General features: G+C 60.9%; 28 protein-coding genes and 1 pseudogene. 16 read left to right on the top strand and 13 right to left on the bottom strand.

What is annotated here, in order from left to right; translation table 11 throughout:
• The first annotated feature begins 104 nt into the window (after window positions 1–104).
• Both FAA97_RS14870 and FAA97_RS14875 read left to right on the top strand, forming a co-directional pair.
• On the top strand, window positions 105–569 hold the full coding sequence (locus tag FAA97_RS14870; RefSeq protein WP_136599356.1) for an Lrp/AsnC ligand binding domain-containing protein: 465 nt from the start codon (window positions 105–107) through the stop codon (window positions 567–569).
• Window positions 570–720: 151 nt separating this feature from the next.
• Window positions 721–1,437, top strand: coding sequence for a helix-turn-helix transcriptional regulator (locus FAA97_RS14875; protein ID WP_246041504.1), 717 nt, complete (start codon window positions 721–723; stop codon window positions 1,435–1,437).
• A gap of 67 nt (window positions 1,438–1,504) precedes the next feature.
• Here the strand turns inward: FAA97_RS14875 and FAA97_RS14880 are convergent, their stop codons facing one another.
• From FAA97_RS14880 to FAA97_RS14910, 7 genes are all read right to left on the bottom strand, one after another.
• Entirely contained in the window at window positions 1,505–2,614 is a 1,110-nt protein-coding gene (locus tag FAA97_RS14880) for a DUF2333 family protein (RefSeq protein ID WP_136599357.1), read from the bottom strand.
• Entirely contained in the window at window positions 2,607–3,905 is a 1,299-nt protein-coding gene (locus FAA97_RS14885) for a DUF6638 family protein (RefSeq protein WP_136599358.1), read from the bottom strand. Before FAA97_RS14885 ends, FAA97_RS14880 begins: the two co-directional genes overlap by 8 nt.
• A 4-nt stretch (window positions 3,906–3,909) precedes the next feature.
• Window positions 3,910–5,823 carry an AAA family ATPase gene (locus FAA97_RS14890; RefSeq protein WP_136599359.1) on the bottom strand — a complete coding sequence of 638 codons (1,914 nt, stop codon included), beginning with the start codon at window positions 5,821–5,823 and terminating at the stop codon, window positions 3,910–3,912.
• A gap of 3 nt (window positions 5,824–5,826) precedes the next feature.
• Window positions 5,827–6,975 carry a hypothetical protein gene (locus tag FAA97_RS14895; RefSeq protein ID WP_136599360.1) on the bottom strand — a complete coding sequence of 383 codons (1,149 nt, stop codon included), beginning with the start codon at window positions 6,973–6,975 and terminating at the stop codon, window positions 5,827–5,829.
• 47 nt (window positions 6,976–7,022) lie between these two features.
• Window positions 7,023–7,913: a prohibitin family protein gene (locus FAA97_RS14900; RefSeq protein WP_136599361.1), complete on the bottom strand. Its 891-nt coding sequence runs from the start codon at window positions 7,911–7,913 to the stop codon at window positions 7,023–7,025.
• 37 nt (window positions 7,914–7,950) lie between these two features.
• The gene (locus FAA97_RS14905) at window positions 7,951–9,039 is read right to left on the bottom strand and encodes a hypothetical protein (protein ID WP_136599362.1); all 1,089 of its coding nucleotides are present in this window, start codon (window positions 9,037–9,039) and stop codon (window positions 7,951–7,953) included.
• A gap of 209 nt (window positions 9,040–9,248) precedes the next feature.
• Window positions 9,249–9,635 (bottom strand): c-type cytochrome, encoded by a 387-nt coding sequence (locus FAA97_RS14910; RefSeq protein WP_136599363.1) that lies wholly within the window; start codon window positions 9,633–9,635, stop codon window positions 9,249–9,251.
• Window positions 9,636–9,931: 296 nt separating this feature from the next.
• On the opposite strand from FAA97_RS14910, the gene FAA97_RS14915 reads away from it, so the two are divergent.
• The 6 genes from FAA97_RS14915 (at window position 9,932) to aptA (ending at window position 15,795) form a co-directional block, all read left to right on the top strand.
• Complete coding sequence (locus tag FAA97_RS14915; protein WP_246041522.1) at window positions 9,932–10,858, top strand: choline ABC transporter substrate-binding protein; 927 nt, start codon at window positions 9,932–9,934, stop codon at window positions 10,856–10,858.
• Window positions 10,859–10,950: 92 nt separating this feature from the next.
• Window positions 10,951–11,820: a choline ABC transporter permease subunit gene (gene choW / locus FAA97_RS14920; RefSeq protein WP_136599365.1), complete on the top strand. Its 870-nt coding sequence runs from the start codon at window positions 10,951–10,953 to the stop codon at window positions 11,818–11,820.
• Window positions 11,817–12,863 (top strand): choline ABC transporter ATP-binding protein, encoded by a 1,047-nt coding sequence (gene choV / locus FAA97_RS14925; RefSeq protein WP_136599366.1) that lies wholly within the window; start codon window positions 11,817–11,819, stop codon window positions 12,861–12,863. Before choW ends, choV begins: the two co-directional genes overlap by 4 nt.
• 38 nt (window positions 12,864–12,901) lie before the next feature.
• On the top strand, window positions 12,902–13,648 hold the full coding sequence (locus FAA97_RS14930; RefSeq protein ID WP_136599367.1) for a HugZ family pyridoxamine 5'-phosphate oxidase: 747 nt from the start codon (window positions 12,902–12,904) through the stop codon (window positions 13,646–13,648).
• Between the two features lie 113 nt (window positions 13,649–13,761).
• On the top strand, window positions 13,762–14,079 hold the full coding sequence (locus FAA97_RS14935; RefSeq protein WP_136599368.1) for an ArsR/SmtB family transcription factor: 318 nt from the start codon (window positions 13,762–13,764) through the stop codon (window positions 14,077–14,079).
• Window positions 14,080–14,466: 387 nt separating this feature from the next.
• Entirely contained in the window at window positions 14,467–15,795 is a 1,329-nt protein-coding gene (gene aptA, locus FAA97_RS14940) for an omega-aminotransferase AptA (protein ID WP_136599369.1), read from the top strand.
• 72 nt (window positions 15,796–15,867) lie between these two features.
• Here aptA and FAA97_RS14945 read toward each other — a convergent pair whose 3' ends face one another.
• Entirely contained in the window at window positions 15,868–16,491 is a 624-nt protein-coding gene (locus tag FAA97_RS14945; protein WP_136599370.1) for a thymidine kinase, read from the bottom strand.
• 305 nt (window positions 16,492–16,796) lie between these two features.
• Here FAA97_RS14945 and FAA97_RS14950 point away from each other — a divergent pair, with 305 nt between their 5' ends.
• Both FAA97_RS14950 and FAA97_RS14955 read left to right on the top strand, forming a co-directional pair.
• Window positions 16,797–17,036 carry a hypothetical protein gene (locus FAA97_RS14950; protein ID WP_136599371.1) on the top strand — a complete coding sequence of 80 codons (240 nt, stop codon included), beginning with the start codon at window positions 16,797–16,799 and terminating at the stop codon, window positions 17,034–17,036.
• Window positions 17,037–17,208: 172 nt separating this feature from the next.
• Window positions 17,209–18,315, top strand: a complete 1,107-nt coding sequence (locus tag FAA97_RS14955) for a branched-chain amino acid ABC transporter substrate-binding protein (RefSeq protein WP_136599372.1) — start codon at window positions 17,209–17,211, stop codon at window positions 18,313–18,315.
• Between the two features lie 76 nt (window positions 18,316–18,391).
• Here FAA97_RS14955 and FAA97_RS14960 read toward each other — a convergent pair whose 3' ends face one another.
• Complete coding sequence (locus FAA97_RS14960) at window positions 18,392–19,237, bottom strand: SDR family oxidoreductase (RefSeq protein ID WP_136599373.1); 846 nt, start codon at window positions 19,235–19,237, stop codon at window positions 18,392–18,394.
• A gap of 103 nt (window positions 19,238–19,340) precedes the next feature.
• Between FAA97_RS14960 and FAA97_RS14965 the strand changes: the two are divergent.
• Both FAA97_RS14965 and FAA97_RS14970 read left to right on the top strand, forming a co-directional pair.
• Window positions 19,341–20,292 (top strand): annotated as a pseudogene (locus FAA97_RS14965) (LysR family transcriptional regulator).
• 191 nt (window positions 20,293–20,483) lie between these two features.
• Window positions 20,484–21,287, top strand: a complete 804-nt coding sequence (locus FAA97_RS14970; RefSeq protein ID WP_136599374.1) for a hypothetical protein — start codon at window positions 20,484–20,486, stop codon at window positions 21,285–21,287.
• Window positions 21,288–21,375: 88 nt separating this feature from the next.
• Here the strand turns inward: FAA97_RS14970 and FAA97_RS14975 are convergent, their stop codons facing one another.
• From FAA97_RS14975 to FAA97_RS14985, 3 genes are read right to left on the bottom strand one after another with little or no spacing between them, the layout of a single operon-like run.
• Window positions 21,376–21,591: a hypothetical protein gene (locus FAA97_RS14975; protein ID WP_136599375.1), complete on the bottom strand. Its 216-nt coding sequence runs from the start codon at window positions 21,589–21,591 to the stop codon at window positions 21,376–21,378.
• Window positions 21,592–21,633: 42 nt separating this feature from the next.
• Window positions 21,634–22,044: an SRPBCC family protein gene (locus FAA97_RS14980; protein ID WP_136599376.1), complete on the bottom strand. Its 411-nt coding sequence runs from the start codon at window positions 22,042–22,044 to the stop codon at window positions 21,634–21,636.
• Entirely contained in the window at window positions 22,041–22,364 is a 324-nt protein-coding gene (locus tag FAA97_RS14985) for an ArsR/SmtB family transcription factor (protein WP_136599377.1), read from the bottom strand. The genes FAA97_RS14980 and FAA97_RS14985 overlap by 4 nt, the downstream gene beginning before the upstream one ends.
• Before the next feature lie 141 nt (window positions 22,365–22,505).
• Here FAA97_RS14985 and FAA97_RS14990 point away from each other — a divergent pair, with 141 nt between their 5' ends.
• From FAA97_RS14990 to FAA97_RS15005, 4 genes are all read left to right on the top strand, one after another.
• A complete protein-coding gene (locus FAA97_RS14990; protein WP_136599378.1) occupies window positions 22,506–22,907 on the top strand; it encodes a rhodanese-like domain-containing protein in 402 nt (133 codons plus the stop codon).
• Window positions 22,908–23,031: 124 nt separating this feature from the next.
• Window positions 23,032–23,394: a hypothetical protein gene (locus tag FAA97_RS14995; RefSeq protein WP_136599379.1), complete on the top strand. Its 363-nt coding sequence runs from the start codon at window positions 23,032–23,034 to the stop codon at window positions 23,392–23,394.
• Between the two features lie 118 nt (window positions 23,395–23,512).
• On the top strand, window positions 23,513–24,382 hold the full coding sequence (locus tag FAA97_RS15000) for an aldose 1-epimerase family protein (protein ID WP_136599380.1): 870 nt from the start codon (window positions 23,513–23,515) through the stop codon (window positions 24,380–24,382).
• A gap of 137 nt (window positions 24,383–24,519) precedes the next feature.
• Window positions 24,520–25,332, top strand: coding sequence for a cyclase family protein (locus FAA97_RS15005; protein WP_136599687.1), 813 nt, complete (start codon window positions 24,520–24,522; stop codon window positions 25,330–25,332).
• A 145-nt stretch (window positions 25,333–25,477) separates the two neighbouring features.
• Here the strand turns inward: FAA97_RS15005 and FAA97_RS15010 are convergent, their stop codons facing one another.
• Window positions 25,478–26,812, bottom strand: a complete 1,335-nt coding sequence (locus FAA97_RS15010; RefSeq protein ID WP_168801012.1) for a hypothetical protein — start codon at window positions 26,810–26,812, stop codon at window positions 25,478–25,480.
• Between the last annotated feature and the right edge of the window lie 13 nt (window positions 26,813–26,825).

The following is a 26,825-nucleotide window of genomic DNA, read 5'->3' on the forward strand; positions in this document are numbered from 1 at the left end:
TATCTCCGTGTGATCCGCAACATATCTTTGGATTTCTCGCGTTTCCCACTATTATTAGGGCACCGCTCCGCGTTATTCTCCAGAAAACGCCGACGAGATAGAGAATGAGTAAAGAAATAGACCGCCTCGACCGCAAGATCCTCAGGGCGCTTCAAAGCGAGGGTCGGTTGACCAATATCGAGCTTGCCGAACGGGTGAACCTTTCGCCGACGGCAACGGCTGAGCGCGTGCGCCGGTTGACGCGTGAGGGCTACATTACCGGCTACATGGCCATGCTGTCACCCCAGAAGCTGGGGCGCAATCTGCTCGTCTTCATCGAGGTGAAGCTCGACCGCACCACGGCCGACGTCTTCGACACCTTTGCCGCAGCCGTGAAGCGCTCAGACGATGTGATGGAATGCCATATGGTTGCTGGCGGCTTCGATTATCTGGTAAAGGCCCGCGTGACGGGAATGGAAGCCTATCGGCAGTTTTTGTCCGAAGTCATCCTGCCGCTGCCGGGGGTGCGCGAGACGCATACCTACGCAGTCATGGAAGAGGTCAAAGCGGTTGCAACGCTACCTGTATGACAAAATTGGAACGTGTGTGACTTTTTAACTGGCGACGTTCAGAAATTAATCATATTAATGCACCCCAGTTCCAAAAAGAGCTGGCATTTCCCATCGCCTGGGATATGTCTCCCAAACCATCACCTTTTTGTCAACTTTCGAAATAGCGAACATGTTTCCAGAACGTCAGACGCTCTTGAGTGAGGGGATCGGGAGTTGTCACAACCGCGCCGAGCTCATGGACCATTGGCGCCGAGCCGCCCAGGAATATGGCTTCGAGCATATTACGCTCGCCCACGCGCCCACACCGCAGGACCGGCATTTTTCGCCGCTGGTGCGGGAAACCACGCTGCCAAGTGAATTTAGCTTGGAATTCGACCGTCTTGAGCTTCTCAAGGTTTGCCCGACGGTCACGCATATGGCCCGCTCGATCATGGCGACGACATGGGACGTCGGCCTTGAGGGCGACAAACCCGATTTCGATTGCCCACCCCATTTTGCCAAGCTCTTCCGCCGCTTCGGTTTGCGCTCCGGCGTTTTGTTCACGCTGCATGCCCTTGATGGCGGCCGCTTCATGGTCCGATACGACGGCAATCGCGAGCCTCCATCACAGGCCGAAATGAACGAATTGTCGATGTTGAGCACCCAGGCTTTCGATGTCTTCGATCGATTGCGCCGCACCGCCAGCAACACGAATGTGCTTTCGGCCCGCGAACTGGAAGTCGTACGCTGGACCGCGCAGGGCAAAACCTCGCTTGAGATCGGCCAGATCCTCTCGCTCTCCGACCACACCGTGAATGCTTATATGACAAATGCCATCCGCAAGCTGGATTGCGTCAACCGCACGCAGCTGGTGGCGAAAGCCATCCGGATGAAGATCATCACCTAAATCGTCATGGCCTTGGAGCGGCCCAGTGACCGCTCCTCCGAAGCGCCGCAGTCGGCGCTCTCCATCCTCAGCGATCAAGGATCGACTGGATCTCCACCATGTTCGAGCGCACGCGCAGAATGTAAAAGCCCATGGTGGCAAGGTGGGTCGGCATGATCCAGCCGTCTTCGCTGCCATTGGAAATGATGGCGGGCTGGATTCTGAGTGCTGCCTGCAGCTGCCGCTCCATCTCCGTCCAGATCGCCGTCAGATTGCGTTCCCGCACCACATTGCTGAAATCGGCGCGCGTGGCCTGCATCAGCGCATATTGCGCATAGAGCTGGCCATAGGCGAACCAGAAGCGGTCATCGGCGCGCGTATCGAACCAGCCGGCGTTGAACTCTTCCGAACGGCGACGCAGAATATCCGAGGTATTGCCGAGATCGCTCGCCATGCCGTCCAGCAACTGCAAGAGGTTATCGGCGCGCGTGTCGAAGACGGCCTCGCAGGTGACGAGCGACTGATTGAACTTGCCCCAGCTTTCGACGGCTGCCCGGTAGTAGCTCGGGGTCGGCGTCTTGAAGCCGAACGGATCGACACCGAAATACCAGGTGCTCTCGTCGAACTGGATGTTGCCGCGTGCATTTTGCAGGTCGCTGTTGATGCCGGACGTTCCGCGAACGCGGCCGAGATTGTCAGCCAGCTGGATGGCGGTGCGGCGCACCACCTGATTGACGCCCCGCTGGAACGACGCCTTGTTGTCCATGAAAGGCGTGTTGTCCCAGTCGAGACCGAACAGGCCGAGCTTGTAGAGAAGCGTCGAGGAGACCCAGGAGTTCTGGTTGACGTTCTGATCGGTCAGCGCAGCACTCACGGTGACGATTGCCGAATCCTGGCAGGCATTCTGCTGATCGGGGAGCGCTGTCCCCGCCGGCACTGTGCGTTCCTCGAACTTGTAGGCCTGCACGAAAGCAGGATCGAAGCCGTTCCACATCTGGGTGCGATAGAGGAAGAGCCCGTAAAAGATGACGAGCAGCACAAGCACCGCGAGGATTGGCCCGCGGATGATCCAGGTACGATCGCGGTACCATCCATGCGCAGCCAGGAACGGCCACAGCAACCAGGCAACCACCATGCCGATCCCGCGTCCGATGGCAGCAAAGACACGCTGGAAGAACGCAATGATCGGATCAAGCATGGTCGTCGTCTCCTAGGCCGAAGAGGCGTTTGCGAAAGAGTGGCTTGTCTTGCAGATAGGTGGAGACCAGCCGCGATACAACATAATCGCGATATGCCTCCGGATAATCTTCATAGGCGCGGTAGAAGCCCTGTTTGTCAAAGACAAAACGGGAGACGAAATCCTCCGCCGTCAGATGCGCGATCAGCCGGCTCGTCAGCCACTGATCCGCATGGCCTGGCAGGGCGCGGACAAGCCAGAGGCGCAGCTTCGGATCGATATCGGCCATCCTGATGACACCGGCCCGGCTGAGACTGCGCATTGCCTCCTGCAACATCGGATAGACCTTGTGCTCGGCAAGCGCACGGGCCTGGGAATGCTGCAAGGTCTGCAGCCAGACCGGATCGACCCGCTTGAAATCCGGCACCGGATCGAGACGGGCGGCGATGGACAGAAGCACCATCTCGGCGCGGTGGGCAAAAAGCCCGCTCTCTTCGACCCAGCCCGTGCGCGGCAGTTCGATGCGGCCCGTACGGGCGAGGAAATCGAAGATCTGGGCGTGATCATCAAGCGCGATGTAGCTCACCTGCCAGGGGCGCGAGCGGCGAAAGCCCGGTGCATCCGGATTGCAGATCACTGTCGTCAGCTTCTCATCGACAAAGACGAAAACGCCGCCGAAGTGATCGGCCCAGAAGGCATCGTGGCGAAAGACCAGCTGGTCCGGCACCAGGGCATTCTGCCGGATATCGCCTGTAACCTTTGCGAGGTCGACCATGCGGTTGATGAGCGCATCGTCGCGCCAGGCCGTTTCGCTCGTTGTCAGTTGATCGCAGAGCTTTCGCAGCTCGCCGGCGCGCCCGAGCAGATCCTCAGCCGAGAGAACCCGGAACGTCACTTCGTTGATCGACAGCAGATGCTCGAGCGTCTGCACTTCCGCAACGCTGTCTTCGATCTCGCCATACAGCGCATCCTTCAGCGTGATCGCATGGATCGCCCGACGATTTGCCGCAAAGAATTCGTGCATCAGGCCAGCGGTGTTGGAGAAGCTGGTATGGACCACGGGCAAACGATCCTGCTCGGGCGTCAGAATGATGAAGCGGCGATTGACCTTCTTGGGATCGAGATAATCGGCATCGCCAAGCTCGGCTGCGATCTGGGGGGAAAAGCCGGTGATATCGATATCGAACTCGGCAAGCCCGGTCTCCGGCAAGCCGAACCCGGCAAGCGCCTTGTTGTAACGCGCAATCAGATGCGGCTCGCGAATGGTCAGCAACCGACCATAGATGAGTTCGGCTTCGAGGAGACGGTTCATCGGCTCACCACTTCCCCTCGCCCTTCATCCGCTCGATTTCGCCGATGGCTCGCTCGCGCTGGCGTTCGCGGCGGATGATGTCGTCGATGGCGGCATCGTCGGATTTGTCGGCATAGCGGAATTCGGAATCGGCGTAGCGGTTGATCTCCTGCAGGATCAGTTCGAGCGTCACCGGGCCGCGCAGCTCCGCGATCATGGATTTTTTCTCGTCATAGCTCTTGTGCAGGAAGGTTTCGGGATTTTCGAACCAGGCGTCCGGCAGCTCGATATCCATCGCCCGCATCTTGATGGCGTCGGTGATGTTCTTGATGGCGCGGCCGGTGAAGCGCGGTTCGGCAAGCTTGATCTCGTGCAGATAGGCACCGACATCGGCAAGCGTCGCGATTGCCCCATGCGCCTTCTCATAGCGCTCCCAGACGGCTACGAGCCCTTCCTCCTTCGGGCGATCATGCTCGCCATAGGAGCGGCTGACAGCAGTCTGGATTTCCTGGCCGGCAAACAGCTGGTGATCGCCAAGCGGGATCTGATGGTTCTTGCCGACGAGCAGCGAAAAGATGTCGATGTAATCTTCCCGCGTCTGCGGGCCATCCACCAGCCAGCGGGCACCGGCGCGCTGTCGCAGGGCATCGTCGACCTTTTCCGGATAATTGGAAAACATGCCGAAGCTGGCATTGCCGCGCACCACGGTGGAGGCCCCGGCAAAGCTTTCCATCAGCACGGCTGTCACCTCATGCTGGCCGGCAGAGGCGCGGTCGTCGGAACGGCGCGCGGTCACCTGGTCGATGTCGTCGATGGTGCCGAAGCCGATGACCCGGGGGTTCAGCACATTGTTGACGAAGCTCTTGGCATTCTGGCCGGATTTGCCCTGATAGGAGGAAATCTGGTCGACGCCGAAATTCTCGTAGTGGAAGGCATAGCCTGCCACCTTGCAGTAATCGTGGAGGAGGCCGGCGAGCATCTGGATAAGGATCGTCTTGCCGGTGCCCGGCATGCCGTCGCCAATGAAGGTGAAGAGAAAGCCGCCGAGTTCGACACAGGGGTTCATCTGCCGGTCGAAATCATAGGCCATCACCATCTTGGCAAGCTTGAGCGCCTGATATTTGGCGATGTGGTTGCCGATGATTTCTGCCGGCTTCTTGAAGCTCATCGACAGCGGCTTGGAACGGAGACCCGGCGCGGCATCGAAACCATCGAGGGCAAAATCGTCCTGGTCGACGCGGATATGCGCGTTCTCGAAGGCTCCGAGATGCTCGAACCGGCTCTTGCGCAAAAGCAGTCCGTCCAGCGAGACATCGGCCAGCGCCCGCACCCGGGCCGTGATGGTGAGATCGTCGCCAGCGCCGGCAAGGGCTGAATCGAGGGCTGCAATCAGGCTCTTCAGCGCATCCTGCGGGGTGTCTAACAGGTAGTCCGGCTCCCGCACGGTATCGGGAGACCCTGCCTCGCCGGCAATCGTTGTTTTCAGATAGGCGGCAAAGGAAAAGGCAACGACATAGGCCGACGAGGACAAAAGCGCCTTGAAGCGGGCAGCCTCCTCCCCCTGAAGGGCAGCGGCAAGATTGGCGGCCTGCATCCGCTCCAGATCCGTCTGGCGGGCAAACACATCGGCAATGGCAAGCGCAATCTGCGCCCCGCGCCGCACGCGGTAGAGCACCGTATGCTGCGCCGGCGTCAGCAGTGGATCGCCCTCACCGCTTGCCTGGAGGGTCTTTTGCAGCTCCACCTCCCGCGTCTTGCGCACCGCCCCCGTGGAGACGGTCGAGACGAAGCGCCGCCCGGTTCCGGCAAGCGGGGCGGCCGATTGGGCATCGCCGCCGTCAAGCAGGATGAAGCGCGTCACAAGCCCTTGGGCGACCGGCAGATGCCGGGCGATATCGGCTTCCCGCAATGTGGTGAGACCCGCCGTCAACTCGCTCATTGTTCAAACCTCGCTGACGATCTCGCCGCCGGAAATGACATGCACCTTGAAATTCTCGAAGATCGCCTTGGCCTCGCCATTGGCGTAAAGCGCCTGATAGGCATCATGCGGCACAAGCGCATGTTTCTCGTAAGTCGAGACCCCCATGCGCGCGGCCTCGAGATCATGCGTCTCGATGTGATATTCCTGGACCGCCGGCGTCGACGAGAAGAAACCGTTGACCGCCGGCTGCTCGCGTTTGGAAAACACTTCCTGCACCGTCCAGGTCATGACCCAGGCATTTTCCGGTCGACGCACATTCGACAGGATGTCCGTGACCCGTCCGGCATTTTCGGTGATGCCCGCCGAATAGAAGGGTCCGAGCACGACGCGACCAATCGATCTGGGATGCAGCGTCGGGAAATCCCGATCCATATTGGTGGCAATGGTGGCCGGCGTGAGCGAATAGGCGGAATTCTTGATGCAGAAGGCATCAAAGGCCCGGGCAAGCTGCGGATTAAGCAGGCCGCCGACCGGCAGCGGTATGTCGACATCGCGGTTGAGGCCACCTTCGGAGGTGACGAGAAGCCTCAGCATCTCCTCGGAACTGTCCTCGATGGTGGCAAGGTAGATCATCGGCAAGGTGCTGACGCCGTCAAAGGCCGCCCAGGTCACGAGGCAGCTCGGCCGGCGCGTCTTCGGATTGACGCTGACATTGACGGTAGTCGGGAGAACCAGCGGTGAAAAGACCTCGCCGGAGATCACCCGTTCCAGATAGATCCGCTCGGCAATCTGGCTCTGCAATTCCCCGGGAAACGCGCGTTTTCGCAGGATGAAATCGACCATATCCTGCTTGAGGGCGGAAGCCTTCGGCATCGCGGCCAACCGTTGCGCCGCGCCCTCGCGATCGTTTTCAAGCTCGAGCGCATTCTGGAAGACCGGGAAACCGCTTTCAGCCCGGGCAATGCGAAACTGTCCGGTAAAATCCACCCGGTTCTGCCAGCAGGCCAGCGAGTTGCGCAATCGGTCGAGATAGGGAAGCACATGCAAGGCAGCCGGCCCCAACAGCGCATCGGGGCCAAGCGGTCTGGCGAGATAGATCTCCAGACCGTCAAGTGCTGCGCGCATCGCGGTAAAATACGGCGCAGTGGCTGCGTCCTTTGCCTCGACCATGAAACCCCTTTCCCCTTGCGGTCTTTCAACCGCCTGTCTGCAGCCCCTTACTTCACCCCGATGAAGGGAAGGGCTGCCCCCGGCACCATGGTTGCCGGCAATTCCCCGTTCCAACGCTCGGCCGAGGTCAGGTTGATCAGTTCCGGGTTGTCGCGCAAGGCCGCACCCTTGGCGCGGATGGCATCGGCCTCCGCCTGACCGGCAAGACGCGTCGCTTCCGCCTGCGCTTCAGCCTCCGCCCTGATGGCAGAGGCCCGCGCATTGGCCTGGGTGACGGTAATCTCGGCCTGCACCTTTTCCCGCTCGGCATTTTGCCTCAGCTTCTGCACCTCGACTTCGGCCAGCATGCGATTTTCGATCGACTGTTCGTATGCCTCGGAGAAGTCGATGTTCTCCACCTGGACACTGTCGATGATGACAGGTCCGATCACCGACTCGCGAATGGCCTGTTCGACTTCCAGATTGAGCCGTGCACGCTCCTGTATGGCGGTCACGGCATTGAAGCGGCCGAACACGGTCTTGGTCTGTTCATAAACACGCCGGTCGATCAGACGGGTGACCACGCCGCTTTCGCCGCCGTAATCGGCGTAGATCCGCTCCACCTGATCCGGCGGCAGGCGGTAGTTGACCGAAAGCGTCAGATTGGCCGCCTGCTGATCGCGCGAATAGGTCGAGACCTGATCGTAAAGCTGGGACCGGCTTTGCACGCTGACCTTCACCACCTCATCAAGGAAGGGCAACTTGAACCCCAGACCGGGCGCCGCGGTGCCCACCACCGCGCCTGTTCTCAGGATAACCCCGCGCTCGCCCTCATCCACCGTGTAGAAGCTGCCATTGGTCACCATCAAGCCCACAAGGCCGACCAGACCAATGAGAACGAGGCTGGGCAGAAGGCGCCGAGCGGCAGAAGACCGTTCGGACTGGGAAAGCACTGTCATGTAGAGGGTCTCCGCAGAGGTAGGACTTAGGCCTGTTTCAAGGCTTCACGTAATTGGCAGAATTGTGCTTGTCGATCACGGCCTGGAAGCGCCGGGCAAACGCGTCATCGGCAAGCTTCTTGCGGCGCTGGATGTCCTGCGTCGAAAGCATGTTTTTCTCATGCATTTCCAGGAGATCGCCGATATGTCGCTGGGCAGCCGCCCCAATGCCGGCCATGGTCTCTTCCGCTGCCGTATCGACCTGGCTTCCCAGCGTGTTGATGCGGTGGGCAACCTCCTGCTGGGCTGCCGTTTTCAGCGAATCTTCGAGCGCCTTGTAAAGCACGATGCGCTGTTCGGTATCGATGGTCAGCTTGTTGATCAGCGTGTTCTGCGCGGCAATCTGGTTGTTCAGACTGTCGACGAAGGTCTGGAACATCGAGGTGTAGCGCTCGAGCGTCTGGCTTTCGGCGAGCAGCTCCTGTTCGCGCGCCTGGGCCTGATTGTATTCCGTTGCCAGAGCAGAGCGTTCGGCTTCCAGATTGGTCCGTTCGCCGGTGTCGGTCGAGGCGGCAATCCGGTTCTCGATGTCGAGCAGCATCGGGTTCAGCGCCTCGATGCGCGCCTGCGTCGTCTCGAGTGTGGCAATCGTCTGCTTGCGCCGCTCGATCACCTGGATCAGGCTCGCCTCGGAACTTGCATAGCGACTTTCAAGGACCGATTTCTGCTCCTTCAGAATGCCGACGATGCTGTCGGACTTGGAGAGCAGCTCCTGCAGATTGCCGGCAAGCGACATGTTGCGCACGCGCTCGGTGCGCATCCGTTGCGCCTTCTGCTTGGAGAAAATGCCGATGAATTTTTCCATGCCGGAAAAGCTCTTCATGCTCTCGAATTCGGAGCCGAAGATATTGGTGGCGTCTTCCAGGCCGATGATGAGATCGGCAATATTGCCCTCCATCACCTTCTGCTGCTTCAGCACATCCTCGATGCGCGCATTCTCGATATCGAAATTCTGGTCACCGATGACTTTGTCGCTCTTCGCCAGCGTGTCCAGCACCGTGCCGGACTGATCGATCTTGCTGCGCATGTCCGCAACGATTGCGCGGGTTTTTTCGATTTCGCTGTCGAAGGATTGCAAAGTCGCCATCTCGTTCCCCTGTCGCGCCGGCGATCCGCCGCCGGGCCCTGTCACTCCACCATAGCCAGATTCGCATGACGAGAAAGTAGCATGCCGCACACAATCGAAACTGGCGGAACAGAGATCGGGATCCTTCACGGCAACGACAAGGGCCGCAGGCGGCAATTCGCTCGATTGCCATCTGCGGCTTGCGGACCTCTGTTCTGGCGAAGACGTGCTTACTGCCCCGCGGCAGCCGGATCCTTGAGATAAGCCAGGAGATTGACGATATCCTCCTCCTTCTTCATGCCGGCATAGGCCATCTTCGTGCCCTTGATCACGCCTTTCGGAGCCTTGAGATAGGCCGTCAACAGGGCCTCGTCCCACACCTTGCCCGCACCAAACTCGGTCATGGCAGGCGAATATTTGTAGCCCTCGGCTGTTCCGACGGCGCGGCCCACGATGCCGACGAGATGCGGCCCGACCTTGTTTTTGGCTTCCGATGCAGTGTGGCATGCCTGACAGGCCTTGAAGGCCTTTGCGCCAGCGACCGGGTCGCCACCGGCCATGGCGACGGCGGGACAGCCAAGCGCCGCAAGCAGAATGAGTTTGGCGGAAATCTTCATCAATGACTCCTAGTTGACCTCAACGAGCAGATGCGATCGCCGAGGAGAATGCGAAAGCATTCTAGACCCTTCGACCATGATTGAGCCTTGATGCGCATCAACGCCACGCGATTTTTTCCACCGAAAACCGACAGGCCCCGTCCCGCATGGCCTAAAGGTCGCAAACCGTGCCACTTTGGCGACGCAAATACGCGGGCCTCCTTGCATTTATCAGGTATTGAATGTTGACTTGGGAACATCAAAAAAAATGAACCGGGAGTTATCACATGCAAAACGCGACACAATTTCGACGCCTGATGGCCGCAACCGTCTCGCTGATCGCCATCAGCACGCTGCCGGTTGCAGCCGCTGAAGCGGAGAGCTGCTCGACCGTCCGCTTCTCCGATGTCGGCTGGACCGATATCACGGCGACGACGGCGACCGCATCGGTGCTGCTGAAGGCCCTCGGCTACGAGCCGACCACAACGGTTCTGTCCGTTCCGGTCACCTATTCCTCCCTGAAGAACAAGGACATCGACGTCTTCCTCGGCAACTGGATGCCAACAATGGAAGGCGACATCGCGCCTTACCGCGAAGACAAGTCGGTGGAAAGCTTCGGCCCGAACCTTGAAGGCGCGAAATATACCCTTGCCACCAATGCCAAGGGCGCTGAGCTCGGCATCAAGGATTTCGCCGACATTGCCAAGCACAAGGATGCACTGGACGGCAAGATCTATGGCATCGAGCCGGGCAATGACGGCAACCGCCTGATCCTCGAGATGATCGAAGGCGGCAAGTTCGAACTGGCCGACTTCGAGGTTGTCGAATCCTCCGAACAGGGCATGCTGGCGCAGGTCGCGCGTGCCGAGAAAGATGGCGAACCGGTGGTCTTCCTCGGCTGGGAACCGCATCCGATGAACGCCAATTTCAAACTCACCTATCTGACCGGCGGCGACGATGTCTTCGGCCCGAACCTCGGCGGCGCGACGATCTACACCAACACCCGCGCTGGCTATACGACCGAGTGCCCGAATGTCGGCAAGTTCGTCACCAACCTCAAGTTCTCGCTGCAGATGGAAAACGAGATCATGGGCAAGATCCTCAATGACGGCGAGGACGCGGAAGCGGCAGCCACGGCGTGGCTGAAGGCCAATCCGACGGTGATCGACCCGTGGCTTTCCGGCGTGACCACCAAGGACGGTGGCGATGCGGCCGCAGCAGTGAAGACGGCACTCGGCCTCTAAGACCTGTCCATCGACGAGGAGACCGCGCGGTTGGGAGGGGGCCAGCCGCGCGGCCTTCCAGGCATTGAACACACGCCGGCCCGGGGACATCAATGGATTTTCTGACAGACTATAAACTGCCGATAGGACCGGGCTCGAAAAGCGTGGTCGACTGGTTGACGGACAACGTTGAATTTCTCTTCGATATCGTTGCCACCATTTTGAGCGCATCCATCGATGCCATGCTTTGGGTTCTGCAAGGCAACTTCCTCAAGGGCACGGCGGCCCAGGATTACTATCCCCTGGTGATCATCCTTGCCTTTGCACTCCTGGCATGGGTCATACGCCGCTCGGCCGGCATTGTTGCCTTTACCTTCTTCGGGCTGCTGCTGATCTACAATCAGGGCTACTGGAAAGAGACGATGGAAACGCTGGCGCTGGTGCTGGCCGCCACAGGCGTCTCCATGGTCATCGGGGTTCCGATCGGCATTGCCTGCGCCAGACGGCCCTGGCTCTATGCCATCGTGCGGCCCGTACTCGACCTGATGCAGACCATCCCGACTTTTGTCTATCTCATTCCAGCGCTTATTCTTTTCGGCCTCGGCATGGTGCCCGGCCTGATTGCGACGGTGATTTTTGCCATCCCCGCGCCGATCCGCCTCACGCGTCTCGGCATCATCTCGACGCCGCCGTCGCTGGTGGAGGCGGCGGTCGCCTTCGGTGCAACGCCGACCCAGGTCCTGCGCAAGGTCGAGCTGCCCTTCGCCACGCCGCAGATCATGGCGGGTCTCACGCAAACCATCATGCTCTCGCTCTCCATGGTCGTGATTGCAGCCCTGGTTGGCGCAAGCGGGCTTGGCGTTCCCGTCGTGCGCGCGCTCAATACGGTAAACATCGCCCGCGGCTTTGAGGCGGGGCTCTGCATCGTCATCCTGGCGATCATTCTTGATCGGATCTTCCGCATTCCAGGAGAAGACGCATGACCGACGCAGTCACTTTCGAAAATGTCGACATCGTCTTCGGCGACAATCCGGCCCGCGCCATCGAAATGATCGACGAGGGCAAGACCCGCGACGAGATCGGTCGCGAGACGGGGCTGGTGCTTGGGGTGGCGGGCGCAACGCTCTCCGTCAAGGAAGGCGAGATCCTGGTGCTGATGGGGCTTTCAGGCTCCGGCAAATCGACGCTGCTGCGGGCGGTCAACGGATTGGCACCGGTGGTCCGCGGCAAGGTTGGCGTGCGCACCGACAAGGGGTATATCGACCCTTACCAGGCAGGCGCACAGCAATTGCGGGACCTGCGGATGCGCACCGTGTCGATGGTGTTCCAGCAGTTCGGCCTTCTGCCCTGGCGAACCGTTGCCGAAAATGTCGGCTTCGGCCTCGAACTCGCAGGCATTGCGGAGGCCGAGCGCAAGCGGACCGTCGCCGAACAGCTCGAACTCGTCAATCTCAGCCAATGGGCCGAACGCCGGGTCGACGAGCTCTCGGGCGGCATGCAGCAGCGCGTGGGGCTTGCCCGCGCCTTTGCGACCGGCGCCCCGATCCTTCTGATGGACGAGCCTTTCTCGGCACTCGACCCTCTGATCCGCACGCGCCTGCAGGACGAACTGCTCGAATTCCAGGCCCGCCTGAAGAAAACCATCCTCTTTGTCAGCCACGACCTGGATGAGGCTTTCCGCATCGGCAACCGCATTGCCATCATGGAAGGCGGGCGGATCATCCAGTGCGGTACGCCGCAGGAGATCGTCCAGAACCCGACGAACCAGTATGTCGCCGACTTCGTTCAGAACATGAACCCGATCAGCATGCTGACGGCAGCCGATGTGATGCGCCCGGGTGTATCGCCCGAAGACGCAGCCGTCAGCGCCACGACATCGCCAAAGACGGCGCTGGTCGAGGTGATGGACGCACTGGCCAACCGCCCCGGCACCGTCGGCGTTGTTGACAACGGCGCTGTGATCGGCACCATCACGGCTCAGGATGTGGTGAGCGGATTGACCCGGCACCGGCGCAGCAAGGCCTGACCCGGAGCCGCCGTCGTTTGCCGGAGGCTTAGGCAGTCATGAACGACAAGGCCAAACTGATTCGCGATACAGACGATGCGGCGCGCCGCCAGGCGCGCACGCTTCTGCGCGGCGCCCGCTTTGCCGCAATGGGTGTCATCGATCCCGAAACGGGCTTCCCCTCCGTCAGCCGCGTGCTGATCGTTACCGACATCGATGGCGTGCCGGTCATTCTGGTTTCCGAGCTTTCGGCGCACACCCAGGCGCTTTCACGGGACAAGCGTTGCAGCCTGATGACCGGCGAACCGGCCAAGGGCGACCCCCTCGCCCATCCACGCCTGATGGTGCAGTGCCTGGCCGAACCGGTGGATCACGACAGCGAAACCCATGGACGTCTGCGCGCGCGCTTTCTCGCACGCCATCCGAAGACGCAGCTCTATATTGATTTTTCGGACTTCCGTTTCGTCAAACTTGTGCCGCAACGAGCCGCTTTGAATGCCGGATTCGGTCGCGCCTTCCATCTCGACGCCGATGACCTGCTGATTGAGAACGGACCATATGAATTCTTGGGGTCTGAGGATGGATTATTGCTAGAATTGGGGGGGCAGTTTCCGGAGCTCGCTTCGCAAATTGCTACGGGTATTTATGGGGCAGCACCCGGCAATTGGCGCTTCTGCACCGTCGATAAAGCAGGAATAGATATATCTTTCAATGACTTGATTGTTCGACACGAGTTCGGGCAGCTCGTTCGAACGAAAAACGATATGAATTTAGTGTTACCTAATTCAGTATACGCAGTACCTTAAATTTAGGCATATACAAATTTGTCACCCCTGTTAGAGTTCGGGACATAGCGAACGCATTGTTTTTCAACGGGTGCCAGTCCCCCGGCAGCACCCGAGCTAGGAAAGTTGAACTCATGAATACACGCGATTTGTCCGAGCAGTCCAATGTAGCGGCAAGCCTTCTTTCGGCCATGGCCAACCCAAAGCGCCTGATGATCCTGTGCAGCCTCGTTGAAGGTGAAGTCCCCGTCGGCGTTCTGGCCAACCAGGTTGGCCTCAGCCAGTCGGCCCTCTCGCAGCACCTGTCGAAGCTGCGTGCACAGAAGCTGGTCAAGACCCGCCGCGATGCTCAGACGATCTATTACTCGTCCACCTCCGAATCGGTCATCAAGATCCTGTCTACGCTGGAAAGCATCTATTGCGCTCCTGCCGCCGCGCGGAACGCCGCGTAATGACAGCGCTGCCAAAGCCGATGGCTCTGGCGGGGTTTCAAACCTGGGACGGTTGAAAGATCGACCTTGATCGCATGGTCAGCTGGCCGCAGGCGATCACTCTCAAAAACCTTCGCCCATCGCGGCGGAGGTTTTTTCGTTTCTGCCGGACAGTCAGCGGACGGCATGGCAGCGGCTGGCGGCCACCTTTTGCCGCCCCGCATTGGCCAGGCGCTGACCGCTCTCATCACGCCCTGTGCGCAATCCATGACCTTTGTTGATGCGCCCCCGCCCATGGCTTGACGGCCTATCGCGCCCTGCTAACGTGATGGCGCAACAAAGCCGCCGACGTTCAGGCCGGGGCCGGGCCAGTGGCCGCCCGCAATGACATGGGCCATGGAGAACACGATGTCGAACCGCCTCAATGCCACGCCCAACGATCTGCGCGCCTTCTGGATGCCGTTCACGGCAAACCGCCAGTACAAGAAGGAGCCTCGCCTTTTCGTCGGCGCCAAGGACATGCACTACACCACCCATGACGGACGCCAGGTGCTCGATGGCACGGCCGGCCTCTGGTGCGTGAATGCCGGCCACTGCCGGCCGCTGATCACAGAGGCGATCCGCGAACAGGCTGGCGAACTGGACTATGCACCCGCCTTCCAGCTCGGACATCCCAAGGCCTTCGAGCTCGCAAACCGTCTCATCGACATCGCCCCCGACAACATGGCCCATGTGCTCTACACCAATTCCGGATCGGAATCGGTCGAGACGGCGCTGAAGGTTGCGCTCGCCTATCAGCGCGTGAAGGGGCAAGGCTCGCGCACACGCCTGATCGGCCGCGAGCGCGGCTATCACGGCGTCAATTTCGGCGGCATCTCGGTCGGCGGCATTGTCTCCAACCGCAAGATGTTCGGCACGCTTCTGACCGGCGTCGACCACATGCCGCACACGCATCTGCCGGCCAAGAACGCCTTCACCAAGGGCATGCCGGAGCATGGCGGCGATCTCGCCGACGAGCTGGAGCGCATCGTTACCCTGCACGACGCCTCGACGATCGCCGCCGTCATCGTAGAGCCGGTCTCCGGTTCGACCGGCGTGCTGATCCCGCCGAAGGGCTATCTGCAGCGCCTGCGCGAGCTTTGCACCAAGCACGGCATCCTGTTGATCTTCGATGAAGTCATCACCGGTTTCGGCCGCCTCGGCGCGCCGTTTGCTGCCCAGTATTTCGACGTGAAGCCCGACATCATGGTGACCGCCAAGGGCCTGACCAATGGCGTCATCCCGATGGGGGCCGTTTTCGTCACGGCGGAGATCCACGACGCCTTCATGACCGGCCCGGAACACATGATCGAGTTCTTCCACGGCTACACCTATTCGGGCAATCCGATCGCCTCGGCCGCGGCGCTGGGCACGCTTGACACCTATCGGGACGAAAACCTGCTGACCCGCGCCGCCGAACTCGCCCCGTACTGGGAAGAGAAGCTGCATTCGCTCCGCGATTGCCCCAATGTCATCGACATCCGCAATCTCGGCCTGATCGGCGCAATCGAGCTGAAGCCCATCGACGGCGAACCGACGAAGCGCGCCTTCAACGCCTTCCTCAATGCCTATAACGACGGCCTCCTGATCCGCACGACCGGCGACATCATCGCGCTGTCGCCGCCGCTGATCATCTCGCATGCCGAGATCGACGAACTGTTCGACAAGCTGCGCAAGGTGCTGATGAACAACATCTGATCGGCAGCCTGATGCTACAGACGAAAGAAGCGGCCGGTGGCCGCTTCTTTTGCTTTGGAGTGTCCAGCGGCGTCAGCCGGAAACGACCGCGAGCCTTGGACTTGCCGGCTCGACTTCCTCGCAGGCCATCTTGTCCTCCCAGTGGCGCCGGCAGAGCGAGACGTAGCGGTCATTGCCGCCGACTTCGACCTGCGCGCCCTCGCGCATGACGTCGCCATCCTCGCCGACCCGGACGACCATGGTGGCCTTGCGACCGCAATGGCAGATGGTGCGCACTTCACGCAGCTCGTCGGCGACGGCCAGCAATTCGTGCGAGCCGGGAAACAGCTTGCCTTGAAAATCCGTCCGCAGCCCGTAGGCCATAACCGGAATGCCGATCCTGTCGCAGACCCGCGCGAGCTGCCAGACCTGCCTGGCGGAAAGAAACTGCGCCTCGTCAACGAAGACGCAGGTAATCGGCTCCTCGGCGTGCAGATCCGCAATCTGGGCAAAGAGATCGTCCTCGCCGCCGAAGGGTATGGCTTCCGACGACAATCCGATGCGCGAGGCCACCCTACCCTTTCCGGCACGATCATCCAGCGCGGCGATGAAGATCACCGTGCGCATGCCGCGTTCGCGGTAGTTGTAGGAGGCCTGCAAGAGCATGGTCGACTTGCCGGCATTCATCGTTGCGTAGTGGAAGTAGAGCTTGGCCATGTCCGTCTTTTGCTGCGAAGGCAGGCGATGGGAAAGATGTGACCTCGACAAACCACAGAAAAATGGGGCCCACCACGCGCAGCCGGCGCGCTCCCTCTACCCCGGAGCAAGCGGCGATGCATGCGTCACCGCTTGCCTTTCGCCCCATTTACGCCCTATTCTGATCTGGTGATTCGCACGGTTGGACTGACGCAGATGAGTGCGTTTCGACAGGCCGTAGACGACAGCAGCGCCCGACGGCATCGGTTTCGACATCAGGTCGAAGACTTGGCCTGAACGGTGCAGATCCCCGGCAGGACCTTTCCGTGGTCGAACTCATCAAGCGCCTTTTTGGCAAGAACATCCCCTCGACGGACATTGATGCAACCCTTTCCCCGCAGGAACGCGAGGAAGCGCAGCGCGCCGCCCGGCGCGCCCAGGTGATCAGCGATCTTATCGAGTTGCAGCGCATCGCAACGGCGGAACTGGCGCTGCGCCAGAAGCAGGACGCCGAGGCCGGCATTGAAGGCCAGGCTCCTTTCGGCCAGCGCATTGCCATCATCTGACAGCCAGGGCCGACAGCCGGTCCTGCAATATCCTGTGATGTGACCCTCTCCGGTCACAACCGGGCTTTTGTCGCGCCTTGTTTTTGGCTAAATAAGGCCAAGGGGAGCAATAAAAGAACCCGAAGGGCTGACAAACCGACAGAGATCGATCGCCCGACCCAAGGAGCAGGACATGAAATTTCACCTTCTGGCGGCGACCGCGCTCGCTGCCCTCATCGCCTCGACCCCGGCTGCCTATGCCGATATCACCATCGGCCTGATGGCCCCGCTGACCGGCCCGCTGGCTGCCGTCGGCGCGCAGATCAAGAACGGTGCCGAGACCGCCGTCGAGGAAATCAACAAGAAGGGCGGCGTCAACGGCGAGCAGCTCGTGATCAAGGTTGCCGACGATGCCGGCGAACCGAAGCAGGGCGTATCGGCGGCCAACCAGCTGGTCGGCGAAGGCATCCGTTTCGTCGTTGGCCCGGTCACCTCGGGTGTTGCCGTGCCGGCCTCCAGCGTTCTTGCCGAAAACGGCACGCTGATGGTTACCCCGACCGCAACCGCGCCGGATCTGACGGCCCGTGGCCTGACGACCGTTGTCCGCACCTGCGGCCGTGACGACCAGCAGGCCGATGTCGCCGCCAAGCTGGTTCTTGAAAAGTTCAAGGACAAGAAGATCGCGATCCTCAACGACAAGGGTCAGTACGGCAAGGGTCTCGCCGACGCCTTCAAGGCAGCGCTGAACGCCGGCGGCGTGACGGAAGTCTTCAACGACGCCCTGACGGCTGGCGAAAAGGATTTTGGTGCCCTCGTCACGCGTCTGAAGGCAGAAGGCGTCGAAGTGATCTATTTCGGCGGCTACCACCCGGAAGCCGGTCTTCTGGTTCGCCAGATGAAGGATGCCGGCATGACGGCACAGCTGATCGCCGGCGATGGCCTGTCGAACAGCGAATACGTCACCATCTCAGGTGATGCCGGCGAAGGCACGATCTTCACCAACGCTGCCGATGCGCTGAAGAACGCCGACAGCAAGGCTGCCGTCGACGCGCTGACCGCCAAGAACGTCCCGGCCGAAGCCTTCACGCTGAACGCCTATGCCGCCGTCGAAGTTCTGGCCGCCGGCATTGCCAAGGCCGGCACCACCGATGACGCCGAAGCCGTCGCCACCGCCCTCAAGGACGGCTCGGAAATCCCGACCGCCATCGGCAAGCTGACCTACGGCGAGACCGGCGACCTGACCTCACAGAGCTTTGCCGTCTACAAATGGGAAGGCGGCAAGACGGTTGCTGCCGAGTAAGCGGCACGACGATTGAACCTCAAGGAGGCGGCCGGAAACGGCCGCCTTTCTGTTTTCCGAGACATGCGGTCAAATGTTACAGCCGCGACAGCTCCGCCGGCGTGTAGTCTGACGCGAGCGCAACATCCTTCTGTGCCTCCAGCGCGGCCAGTCTGTCCGAGAGCGCCTTGCGGACATGATGATAGGCATCGACACCGAGTGTCAGGCGAAGCGGCGCCTCGGCAAGTTCGGTCGAGGCGACGATCGCATCCACCATGCGCACCGGATCCCCCGCAATTACCCAGGTGCCGTTTTCGGCGGCCGCGAGCAGCGCACGCGGCGGCGTGCCCTCATAGGCTTGCAAGGGCTTCGACACGACAAGGCCGGCGGCGAAATTGGTGCGCGTGGCGCCGGGCTCGATCAGGGTGAACTCAATGCCGAAGCCCCGCACCTCCTGTGCAACGCTTTCGACGAAACCCTCGATACCCCATTTGGTCGCATGGTAGAGGCTGAAGCCAGGATAGGCAATCTGGCCCCCTTCCGATGCCACCTGCAGCACCCGGCCGCCGCCCTGTGCCCTCAACCGCGGCAACAGGGCCCGGATGAACCGGATGGAACCGATCAGGTTCGTCTCGATGATCTGCGTCAGTTCCTCCTCCGAGGCCTCCTCGGCAGCGCCGAAAACGCCATAGCCGGCATTGCTGACGGCGACATCGATGCGACCGAAGCGGTCGAAGGCTTCTCCGACAGCGGCTTCAATCTGCGGACCGTTCCTGAGGTCAAGCGCAAGGACAAGCAGCCGATCGCCATAGTCGGCGCTAAGATCCGCCAAGGCTTCGGGTCGGCGGACGGTTGCCGCGACGCGGTCGCCGCGCTTGAGAAGTGTTTCGGTGAGAATGCGGCCAAATCCGGAATTGGCGCCGGTGATCATCCAAGTCTTCATGACGTCTATCTCCTGTGTTTGCGTCTATGGCAGGAAGATAGCTCACAACCTTTGATGGGATTAGACCTTGAATTCCGCATGATCTGCTGAATAATTGCCAGCAATGACGACACCAACGCTCAATGACCTCAAAAGTTTTGCGGCAGTCGCGACCCATCGCAGCTTCCGCAAGGCCGCCGACGAGATCGGCGTTTCGCCCTCGACGCTCAGCCACACGATGCGCACGCTCGAGGGGCAGCTCGGAGTCCGCCTCTTGAACCGGACAACGCGCAGCGTCTACCTGACGGAAGCCGGCGAGCTTCTGCTCGCACGTCTGAAACCGGTGCTTGCCGACCTCGCCTCCGCCCTCGAGGATATCGATCCCTATCGCGCGACGCCGGCCGGAACCGTCAGGATCAACGCTGCCGGCACGGCCGCAGGCCTACTTGTTCGCCTCGTCGTGCCGGAGGTCATGAAACGGCATCCGCATGTCTCGGTTGACATCGTCAGCGAGGGCCGACTGGTGGATATTGTCGAAGGCGGGTTCGATGCCGGCATTCGTCTTGGCGAGACGGTGCCCCCGCGACATGGTCGCCGTGCGCTTCGGTCCGGAGCTCCGCTTCATCTGCGTCGCGGCGCCTGAATATCTTGAGCGTGCGGGAGTGCCGAAGACCCCGGATGACCTCGCTGCACACCAATGCATTCGCCACCGTTTGCCGAGCGGCAAACTCTATCGCTGGGAGTTCGAACGGCTGGGGCAGGAAATGCTGGTGGATGCACCCGGTCGGCTGACCCTCGACGAGCAGGGACTGATGATCGATGCCGCAATCGCGGGCCTCGGCATCGCCTATATCGCGGAACAGGCTGCAACGGAGGCCTTGGCCGCCGGCCGACTGGTGCCGCTGCTGCTCGACTGGTGCCCGCCCTTTCCGGGCCTCTTTCTCTACTACCCCGGCCACCGCAGGGTACCGCCGGCACTTCGAGCCTTTATCGACGTCCTGAAGCAGGTGGAGCTGCCGCCGTCGGTTCTGGCGCAGGAACTGCAGGACACCGCCAGTACCACTCATTCCGCATAGACCATCTTCCGCGTCACACCATCTCGGGCGTCAACACCGGAGCTGTCATGAAGCCTGCATCGACGAGATAGAGAACGGGCTTGGCGACATCCTTCGAGCACCTACCAAGGCAGTTTGGTCGCACGCCATATATTTACCAGAAATTGCATTGCCTTCTAATTGCAGCCCTAATGATTTTCGCGTGGTGAGCAATGTTTGAAAAGTCAGCTCTCGGATTCTTTTGCGCGTTTTTGCTTTTAGCCCTGTCCAGCCCATTTCTTCCCCGTTTTTTAATCGGCAAAGCCCTGATCCTCGCAGGTTTGGCATATGCGACAAGCTGGCTTTTGTTGCCACCGTCGCCCCTTGGTGAAGGGTTGGACTCACGTGCCATCCTTGGTTTTCTGATTGTTTCTTATCTTGTGGTCGGATTTGCGATAGCAATCCGTCTGGCAGGAGAAGTCATCTACCGCTCCTTCAACTCAAGCGAGGTCAGATGGGACCGGAATACGGATCGGCTTGACAGGATCATTGTTGCCGCCGCCGGCGTGGTTGGCGGCATCGCGCTCGTCCCGGTGCTCGGAGCACTGATGGGAGGCAGTGCAGGTGGTCTTGTGATGGACCTGACAGTCGGCCTCATTTCAGCGGCGCTGGCGTGCTATTTCTATCTTCGACAGCGCCTGCCGATCGACCTTGGCGCCGCCATGCTGTCACTTACCGTGGCCATCATCTCTTTTGGCGGCGCATTTCAAACCCAGAATATTATCGACGACGCCATCCGACTGGCTCAAGGGCGAGCATGGTGCCTGACGATGCCAAATGCGCGAGACCGGGACACGACCCGCGCCGATTTGGGCTTCTACGCGCTGCCAAAGGACTGGTGGTCACCACACCTCGTTCTTACCATCTCGGGCGAGAAGCAGATGCTCCTCTGGTCGGTCCGGAGGCAGGAATTTGGCTCCGGGAACATAGAGGCAAGAGAGCGATGCGACCCCACAAAGGTCAGCGGGATTTCCTGAGATTGAACCCGACGCTCGGAACACCCCGATCGAATGGGCAAAATCCGGCAGCGCTGACCTGCTGCTGCCAAGGCATCCCTCTCTGCTGCTAAGTCTCACGGGCGATCGAGCCACGCCGCCGATAGGGCAGTAGAAAAAGATAGATCCCGGTCGCCAGAAGCGGCAGCAGGGGTATGAGCGCGAGAAAGCCGATCCATTGCGGCGATCCGGGTATCATCATCGCGACGATATTGGCGATGACGGCGAGCGTAAAGGCGAGCGAGAGAAAGCGATGCCATTGGCGCATGCGGTGGGAAAACGGCATGGAAAGACCCTTGTTTCTATGGCTGTGGTAAAATGATCCTGATCAGACGATCCTGTCGAGCAGCGCTTCCAGACCGTCGAAATAACGCGGCCAGCCCAGTTTGGCGCCGCCGTAAAATTGCGGCTGATCGCGACGGAAGCCTGTCTGCTCCATGCGCAGCAGCGTCCCGCTGCCGCTCGGCGTCAGTGTCCAGGTGACCAGGCTTCTGAGCGCGCCCGAATTCCAGCTATAGGCGAGCCGCGTGTTCGGCTCGACCACCTGCACCTCGCAATCCACCGTCCCCCAATCCGCAACGAGTGTGAAAGCGTGGCCGGGCTCGGGGCTAAAAGCGTTCTGCATCAGCCAATCGGCGATGAGTTCCGGCTGCGTCAGCGCCCGCCAGAGCTTTTCCGGCGCGTGGCGGAAATGCCGCTCGACGGTAACAGTCAGCACATCATGGCTACGGTCGGTCATTGATCCATCCTGTTCAACACATCCTCCAGCGCATCGAAGCGCGTCTCCCAGAAGCCGGCCATCTGACGCGCCCAATTGAGCAGCGGATCGAGCGCCTCGGCCCGCGCGCGGTAGTGGCTCTGGCGGCCGCTTACCCTATCTTCCACCAGTCCGGCGCGCTTGAGCACGGCGAGATGCTTGGAAACGGCAGGCTGGGAGACGCCGGCACCTGCTGTCAGCTCCCCCACCGTCTGCTCGCCATCGCGACAGAGACGCTCGAAAAGCCCGCGTCGGGTCGGGTCGGCAAGGGCGGCAAAAAGGGCATCCGTGGCAGACGTCATCCGAAATCCATAACCGATCAGCTATGGGATATTCATAGCTATGGGGCTATGCGATTGTCAAGCGCAATCCCTGCACGCCTCCCCCGTGACAGAACGCGCCGCAGTGTTACACTCCGCCGGCACGGCTGATGGGGGAGCGCAATGAAGAAGGGCTACAAGGACTTGCTGGCGGAAGCCAATGCCTTGGTCGAGGCGGTGGACGCTGTGGAAGCGTCGCGGCTGCACGGGGCAAGCAACGTGCTGTTCGTCGACCTGCGCGATCCGCGCGAGCGTGAACGGGAAGGCACGATCCCGCACGCATTTTCCTGTCCGCGCGGCATGCTCGAATTCTGGATCGATCCGGATAGCCCCTATCACAAACCGGTCTTTGCCGAAGACCGGCTGTTCCTCTTTTTCTGCGCCAGTGGCTGGCGGTCGGTACTCGCTACCAAAACGGCACTGGAGATGGGGCTCGAAAACGTCTGCCACCTCGATGGTGGCTTCACCGCCTGGCGGACGGCAGGGCTTCCCGTGGAGGCGGCGCCCGCGAAGACCAAAGCCTAAGCAGGCATAGACCCAAGATTGCAGGAAATGCGCAACTGCCCTATTTTCAAGGGTAAACCGTTAAGCTCGCCACCATGTCGATCACTGCAGGCTGGTCCGGCGCGGGTTTTGACAGGAGACAGTCATGGTGAAGCGTGTCAGCCGCATCTATCCCGGTGAAGCCTCCAACCAAGCGGAGGTCGGTCACACCCTGAACCTCGGCTCGGATCCGCTCAATACCTGGGTGTCAGCCCGCCAGTCGAAGATCAATCATGATATCGAGGAGCGGCGGCGCACTGCGCCAGACGAGCATGCGGATCACGGCTCGGCAAAGGAGCAAGAGGCGGAGCATGGACACCCCTCGCGCCATCTGATCGAGCCTGACGATACACGGAACGCCACAGAATGCGCGCCCGAGGAACCCCGCCTCTCCGGTGAAAGCGAACGCATCGGCACCCAGAACTTCGACGAGGATACGCCCTTTGGCGACCGTGTCGCGATAATCTGACGGACCAGCCGCGCGCCAAAGCCGTATCGCCGGCGCAACAGCGCCTCACCCTTCGCAGATGCAGGTCGCAGTTTTGCGGCATTCACTCTACTCTGGCGCAAACAGACAAGGATGCCCCATGCCCCAGACGATTCGCATCGCCAATGACCAACTCAGCGTCGACGTTTCAAGCCTCGGTGCCGAAATGCAGAGCCTGCAATCAGCCGACGGTCGCGACTGGCTCTGGAATGGCGATGCCGCCTGGTGGACAGGGCGTTCTCCAATCCTCTTTCCGATTGTCGGAAAAGCGCCGGACGACCTTCTGGCCGTCAATGGCAAGACCTATCCCATGGCTCAACACGGCCTTGCCAGGCGCCGCGAGTTTCAGCTCGTCGAGCAAACCGAAGATGCCTGCTGCCACAAGCTCGTCTCGACAGCCGAAACCCGCGCGGTCTATCCCTTCGATTTCCGATTGTCGCTGGAGCACCGCCTCGACGGCCAATCGCTAAGCGTCACGGCAACGGTAGAGAACACCGGGGACGCCCTGCTGCCCTTCGGCATCGGCTTCCACCCGGCCTTTCTCTGGCCCCTGCCCGGTGCCGACGGCAAGCCGCATACGATGACGCTCGACAATGGCGCTGAGCCGGGTGTTGTACAGCTTGAAGGCGGCCTGATCGGCAAGACGTTGCCGGCCTCCCCGTTCAAGGCAGGCCGCCTGGCGCTCGAGCACAGCCTGTTCGACAATGACGCCCTGATCTTCCCCGAGGGTGCCGGCACCGGCCTGACCTTTGGCGCGGAAGGCGGCCCCTCGCTGCACTTTGCCTTCGACAACCTGCCGAATATCGCGCTCTGGCAGAAACCCGGCGCGCCCTTCCTCTGCATTGAGCCCTGGCACGGCATGGCCGCCCATGCCGGCGGAACGGCAGAACTCGTGGAGCGCCCCTATACGGTGGCGCTGGCTAAGGGCGAAAGCATGCGTTTCGGCTTTGCCGTGACGATCAGCGGCTGACCATCAACTTCGACCGCGCAACAAGGATCGGTTGTCCGGTATCGCAGACCGCACGCAAGCCGCTTGCCCTCCAATGACCATCGGCTACTCTGGATGTGCCAGTGCAACGGCAAGTCCAGATGGAGAGGATGATCCTGATGTGCAATCACTGCGTGATCGAGACTGTGAAACAGACCATGCTATCGCGACGCTCCCTGTTTCGGGGGATGGCGGCGGCGAGTGCCACGATGGCAGCAACCGGCGTTGCGGCCCCGGTCCGCGCGGCGCCTGCCACAGGCGAGGTGGTGGACCTGACCCATACTTACGACGCAAGCTTCCCGACCTTCGATGGCACGCCGGGCATCCAATATGAATGGGCCGTGGAATTTGCTGGCAATGGCTACCAGCTGCACAAGCTGACGATCTTCGAGCACACGGGAACGCATATCGACGCGCCCCTGCATTTCAGCGCGGATGGCGCCGGCGTCGACGAGATCGAACCGGAAAAACTGGTTGCGCCGCTCGCCATCATCGACATCACCGACCGGGCAAAAGAAGATGCCAATGCCACGGTGGAAGCTGCCGATGTGGAAGCCTGGATCAGCGCCAATGGCGAGATCCCCAAGGGCGCGGTTGTGGCACTGCGCTCCGGCTGGGCAAGCAAGGTCAAGGAACCCGCTTTCCGCAATGACGGCGAAGGCAAATTCGCCTTTCCGGGCTTCGGCAAATCCGCGACAGACCTCTTGGCAACCCTCGACGTCGCCGCGATCGGTGTTGACTCCCTGTCGCTCGATCCCGGCAACTCCGCTGACTTTGCCGTGCATACGAGCTGGCTGCCGGCCGGCCGCTACGGCATCGAATGCCTGAACAACCTGGAAGACCTGCCGGTCAAGGGCGCCACCATCATCGTCGGTGCGCCGAAGCACAGGGGCGGAACCGGCGGCCCCGCCCGCGTGCTGGCGCTCGTGTGATATGCCGTCCTTTGGAGGCCAGGCGACGTTGCGCCATCCTTGGCCGACGCCATGCGCTTCGGCTTTCCGCTGAGGGTGTGATCGCTTGAATGCCCGATGTCCGCGCTCAACGCCCTTGGCTCCGCGGACATCGGCTTTGACACGCTTAAAACAGCACCGTTCGTCCCTGGTCCCGGGCCTGCGCCTTGGAATAATGGACCAAATGGGCGGTGTGACCATCGCGATTGACGAGGCGGATTTCGCCGCCCTGGTTGGACAACTGGATCGACTGCGACGGCAGCCTGACGATGGTAGCAAGCCCCGGCTCTGCCACATACGCCGAGAGACCGAACCGCAAGCCCCCCTTGTCAACCAGGAACCAGCCTTCGAGCGGCTGCCGTGTCGTGCCGATATTGATAAGGGTGACGGTTTCCTGACCCTCATCATGCCCAGCCGGATTGATGAGGGCTGCGATGATGCGAACATCGCCGCCCGCAACCGGGTTGAGCGGCGGCTCCACCGGACCAACATCTGGAATGTCCGGGCTTGGGCTTGGGCCAGGCCCTGGCCTCGGGCCTGGAACAGGTTGATCGGGGATCGGGCCTGACGGTCCCTTGTAGACGGGATAGAAGGTGCGGATGTGCTGGTCGTTGGCGCTGCGAAACACTTTCATGTCGTAGCGCGCACCGTTGATAACGGCCTCCTTCGGCGCCCGTGCCCCAAGATGGGCGCGCACCGTGCCAAGCGCCATCAGCCCCTCCACGCTGCACCCCACGAAGAAACCGCCCGTCGGCTTGGTCAAAGGGCGCACCAGCGCCGATGGATCGCCGCCTGCAACGTAACGCTCGTAATCCGGGGCATTCCAGCGATAGGAGATGGTCACCGATTCCGGGAAACGCTCCTGCCCGTCCCCGTATTTGCCGCGCACATAGACAATGCGATCATCGGCGAAGCCCGGAAAGCGATGGCGATCGATCATCTGCGCCATGCCGTCATCGAGATAATATTTGTACCAGAAATGATAGCCCTGAACCTTCGGTCCTTCCTGCTCGCCGACAAAGACATGCTCGAAGCCGGTCAAGGCTGGATCGCCGTTTTGCGAGAAGGCACGGAACCAGTGTTCCAGAAGAACGCCATACCAGCGGTCGCGTGAAATCACCGTCTGGCTTGCCTGGGCCACGTATTCCCGCGCAACCAGCATGGGTGGCGTGTCGAGAACGGCTTCAAGGAGATCATGCACCTCCTGGCGTTCTTCCGCCGTCTCGATCTCGTTGGACTGCTCGTCCAGTGCATAATTGTCGAAAAGGGCCAGCGCCCGGTCATAGGTGAAGCGTTTGTGACTGGGGATGCTGACATCGTGGATGACCCTCACATCCTCGCCCACATCGCGGTTATTCACCACAACATAGCCGGTGGAAGGATCGCCGCTCTCCCCTTTGAGGATCGGCTTCAGTCCGCTACCGGACTGATCGGCATTCCAGATCTGCTGATAGATATCCATGACACAACTCCCC

It is taken from the genome of Peteryoungia ipomoeae, from assembly GCF_004912165.1.
Taxonomy (GTDB): Bacteria; Pseudomonadota; Alphaproteobacteria; order Rhizobiales; family Rhizobiaceae; genus Allorhizobium; species Allorhizobium ipomoeae.

Excerpts from the sequence above, each read along its gene's own strand:
- FAA97_RS14870 (WP_136599356.1), top strand. The coding sequence starts at position 105 with ATGAGTAAAGAAATAGACCGCCTCGACCGCAAGATCCTCAGGGCGCTT.
- FAA97_RS14875 (WP_246041504.1), top strand. The coding sequence starts at position 721 with ATGTTTCCAGAACGTCAGACGCTCTTGAGTGAGGGGATCGGGAGTTGT.
- FAA97_RS14880 (WP_136599357.1), bottom strand. The coding sequence starts at position 2,614 with ATGCTTGATCCGATCATTGCGTTCTTCCAGCGTGTCTTTGCTGCCATC.
- FAA97_RS14885 (WP_136599358.1), bottom strand. The coding sequence starts at position 3,905 with ATGAACCGTCTCCTCGAAGCCGAACTCATCTATGGTCGGTTGCTGACC.
- FAA97_RS14890 (WP_136599359.1), bottom strand. The coding sequence starts at position 5,823 with ATGAGCGAGTTGACGGCGGGTCTCACCACATTGCGGGAAGCCGATATC.
- FAA97_RS14895 (WP_136599360.1), bottom strand. The coding sequence starts at position 6,975 with ATGGTCGAGGCAAAGGACGCAGCCACTGCGCCGTATTTTACCGCGATG.
- FAA97_RS14900 (WP_136599361.1), bottom strand. The coding sequence starts at position 7,913 with ATGACAGTGCTTTCCCAGTCCGAACGGTCTTCTGCCGCTCGGCGCCTT.
- FAA97_RS14905 (WP_136599362.1), bottom strand. The coding sequence starts at position 9,039 with ATGGCGACTTTGCAATCCTTCGACAGCGAAATCGAAAAAACCCGCGCA.
- FAA97_RS14910 (WP_136599363.1), bottom strand. The coding sequence starts at position 9,635 with ATGAAGATTTCCGCCAAACTCATTCTGCTTGCGGCGCTTGGCTGTCCC.
- FAA97_RS14915 (WP_246041522.1), top strand. The coding sequence starts at position 9,932 with ATGGCCGCAACCGTCTCGCTGATCGCCATCAGCACGCTGCCGGTTGCA.
- choW (WP_136599365.1), top strand. The coding sequence starts at position 10,951 with ATGGATTTTCTGACAGACTATAAACTGCCGATAGGACCGGGCTCGAAA.
- choV (WP_136599366.1), top strand. The coding sequence starts at position 11,817 with ATGACCGACGCAGTCACTTTCGAAAATGTCGACATCGTCTTCGGCGAC.
- FAA97_RS14930 (WP_136599367.1), top strand. The coding sequence starts at position 12,902 with ATGAACGACAAGGCCAAACTGATTCGCGATACAGACGATGCGGCGCGC.
- FAA97_RS14935 (WP_136599368.1), top strand. The coding sequence starts at position 13,762 with ATGAATACACGCGATTTGTCCGAGCAGTCCAATGTAGCGGCAAGCCTT.
- aptA (WP_136599369.1), top strand. The coding sequence starts at position 14,467 with ATGTCGAACCGCCTCAATGCCACGCCCAACGATCTGCGCGCCTTCTGG.
- FAA97_RS14945 (WP_136599370.1), bottom strand. The coding sequence starts at position 16,491 with ATGGCCAAGCTCTACTTCCACTACGCAACGATGAATGCCGGCAAGTCG.
- FAA97_RS14955 (WP_136599372.1), top strand. The coding sequence starts at position 17,209 with ATGAAATTTCACCTTCTGGCGGCGACCGCGCTCGCTGCCCTCATCGCC.
- FAA97_RS14960 (WP_136599373.1), bottom strand. The coding sequence starts at position 19,237 with ATGAAGACTTGGATGATCACCGGCGCCAATTCCGGATTTGGCCGCATT.
- FAA97_RS14970 (WP_136599374.1), top strand. The coding sequence starts at position 20,484 with ATGTTTGAAAAGTCAGCTCTCGGATTCTTTTGCGCGTTTTTGCTTTTA.
- FAA97_RS14975 (WP_136599375.1), bottom strand. The coding sequence starts at position 21,591 with ATGCCGTTTTCCCACCGCATGCGCCAATGGCATCGCTTTCTCTCGCTC.
- FAA97_RS14980 (WP_136599376.1), bottom strand. The coding sequence starts at position 22,044 with ATGACCGACCGTAGCCATGATGTGCTGACTGTTACCGTCGAGCGGCAT.
- FAA97_RS14985 (WP_136599377.1), bottom strand. The coding sequence starts at position 22,364 with ATGACGTCTGCCACGGATGCCCTTTTTGCCGCCCTTGCCGACCCGACC.
- FAA97_RS14990 (WP_136599378.1), top strand. The coding sequence starts at position 22,506 with ATGAAGAAGGGCTACAAGGACTTGCTGGCGGAAGCCAATGCCTTGGTC.
- FAA97_RS14995 (WP_136599379.1), top strand. The coding sequence starts at position 23,032 with ATGGTGAAGCGTGTCAGCCGCATCTATCCCGGTGAAGCCTCCAACCAA.
- FAA97_RS15000 (WP_136599380.1), top strand. The coding sequence starts at position 23,513 with ATGCCCCAGACGATTCGCATCGCCAATGACCAACTCAGCGTCGACGTT.
- FAA97_RS15005 (WP_136599687.1), top strand. The coding sequence starts at position 24,520 with ATGTGCAATCACTGCGTGATCGAGACTGTGAAACAGACCATGCTATCG.
- FAA97_RS15010 (WP_168801012.1), bottom strand. The coding sequence starts at position 26,812 with ATGGATATCTATCAGCAGATCTGGAATGCCGATCAGTCCGGTAGCGGA.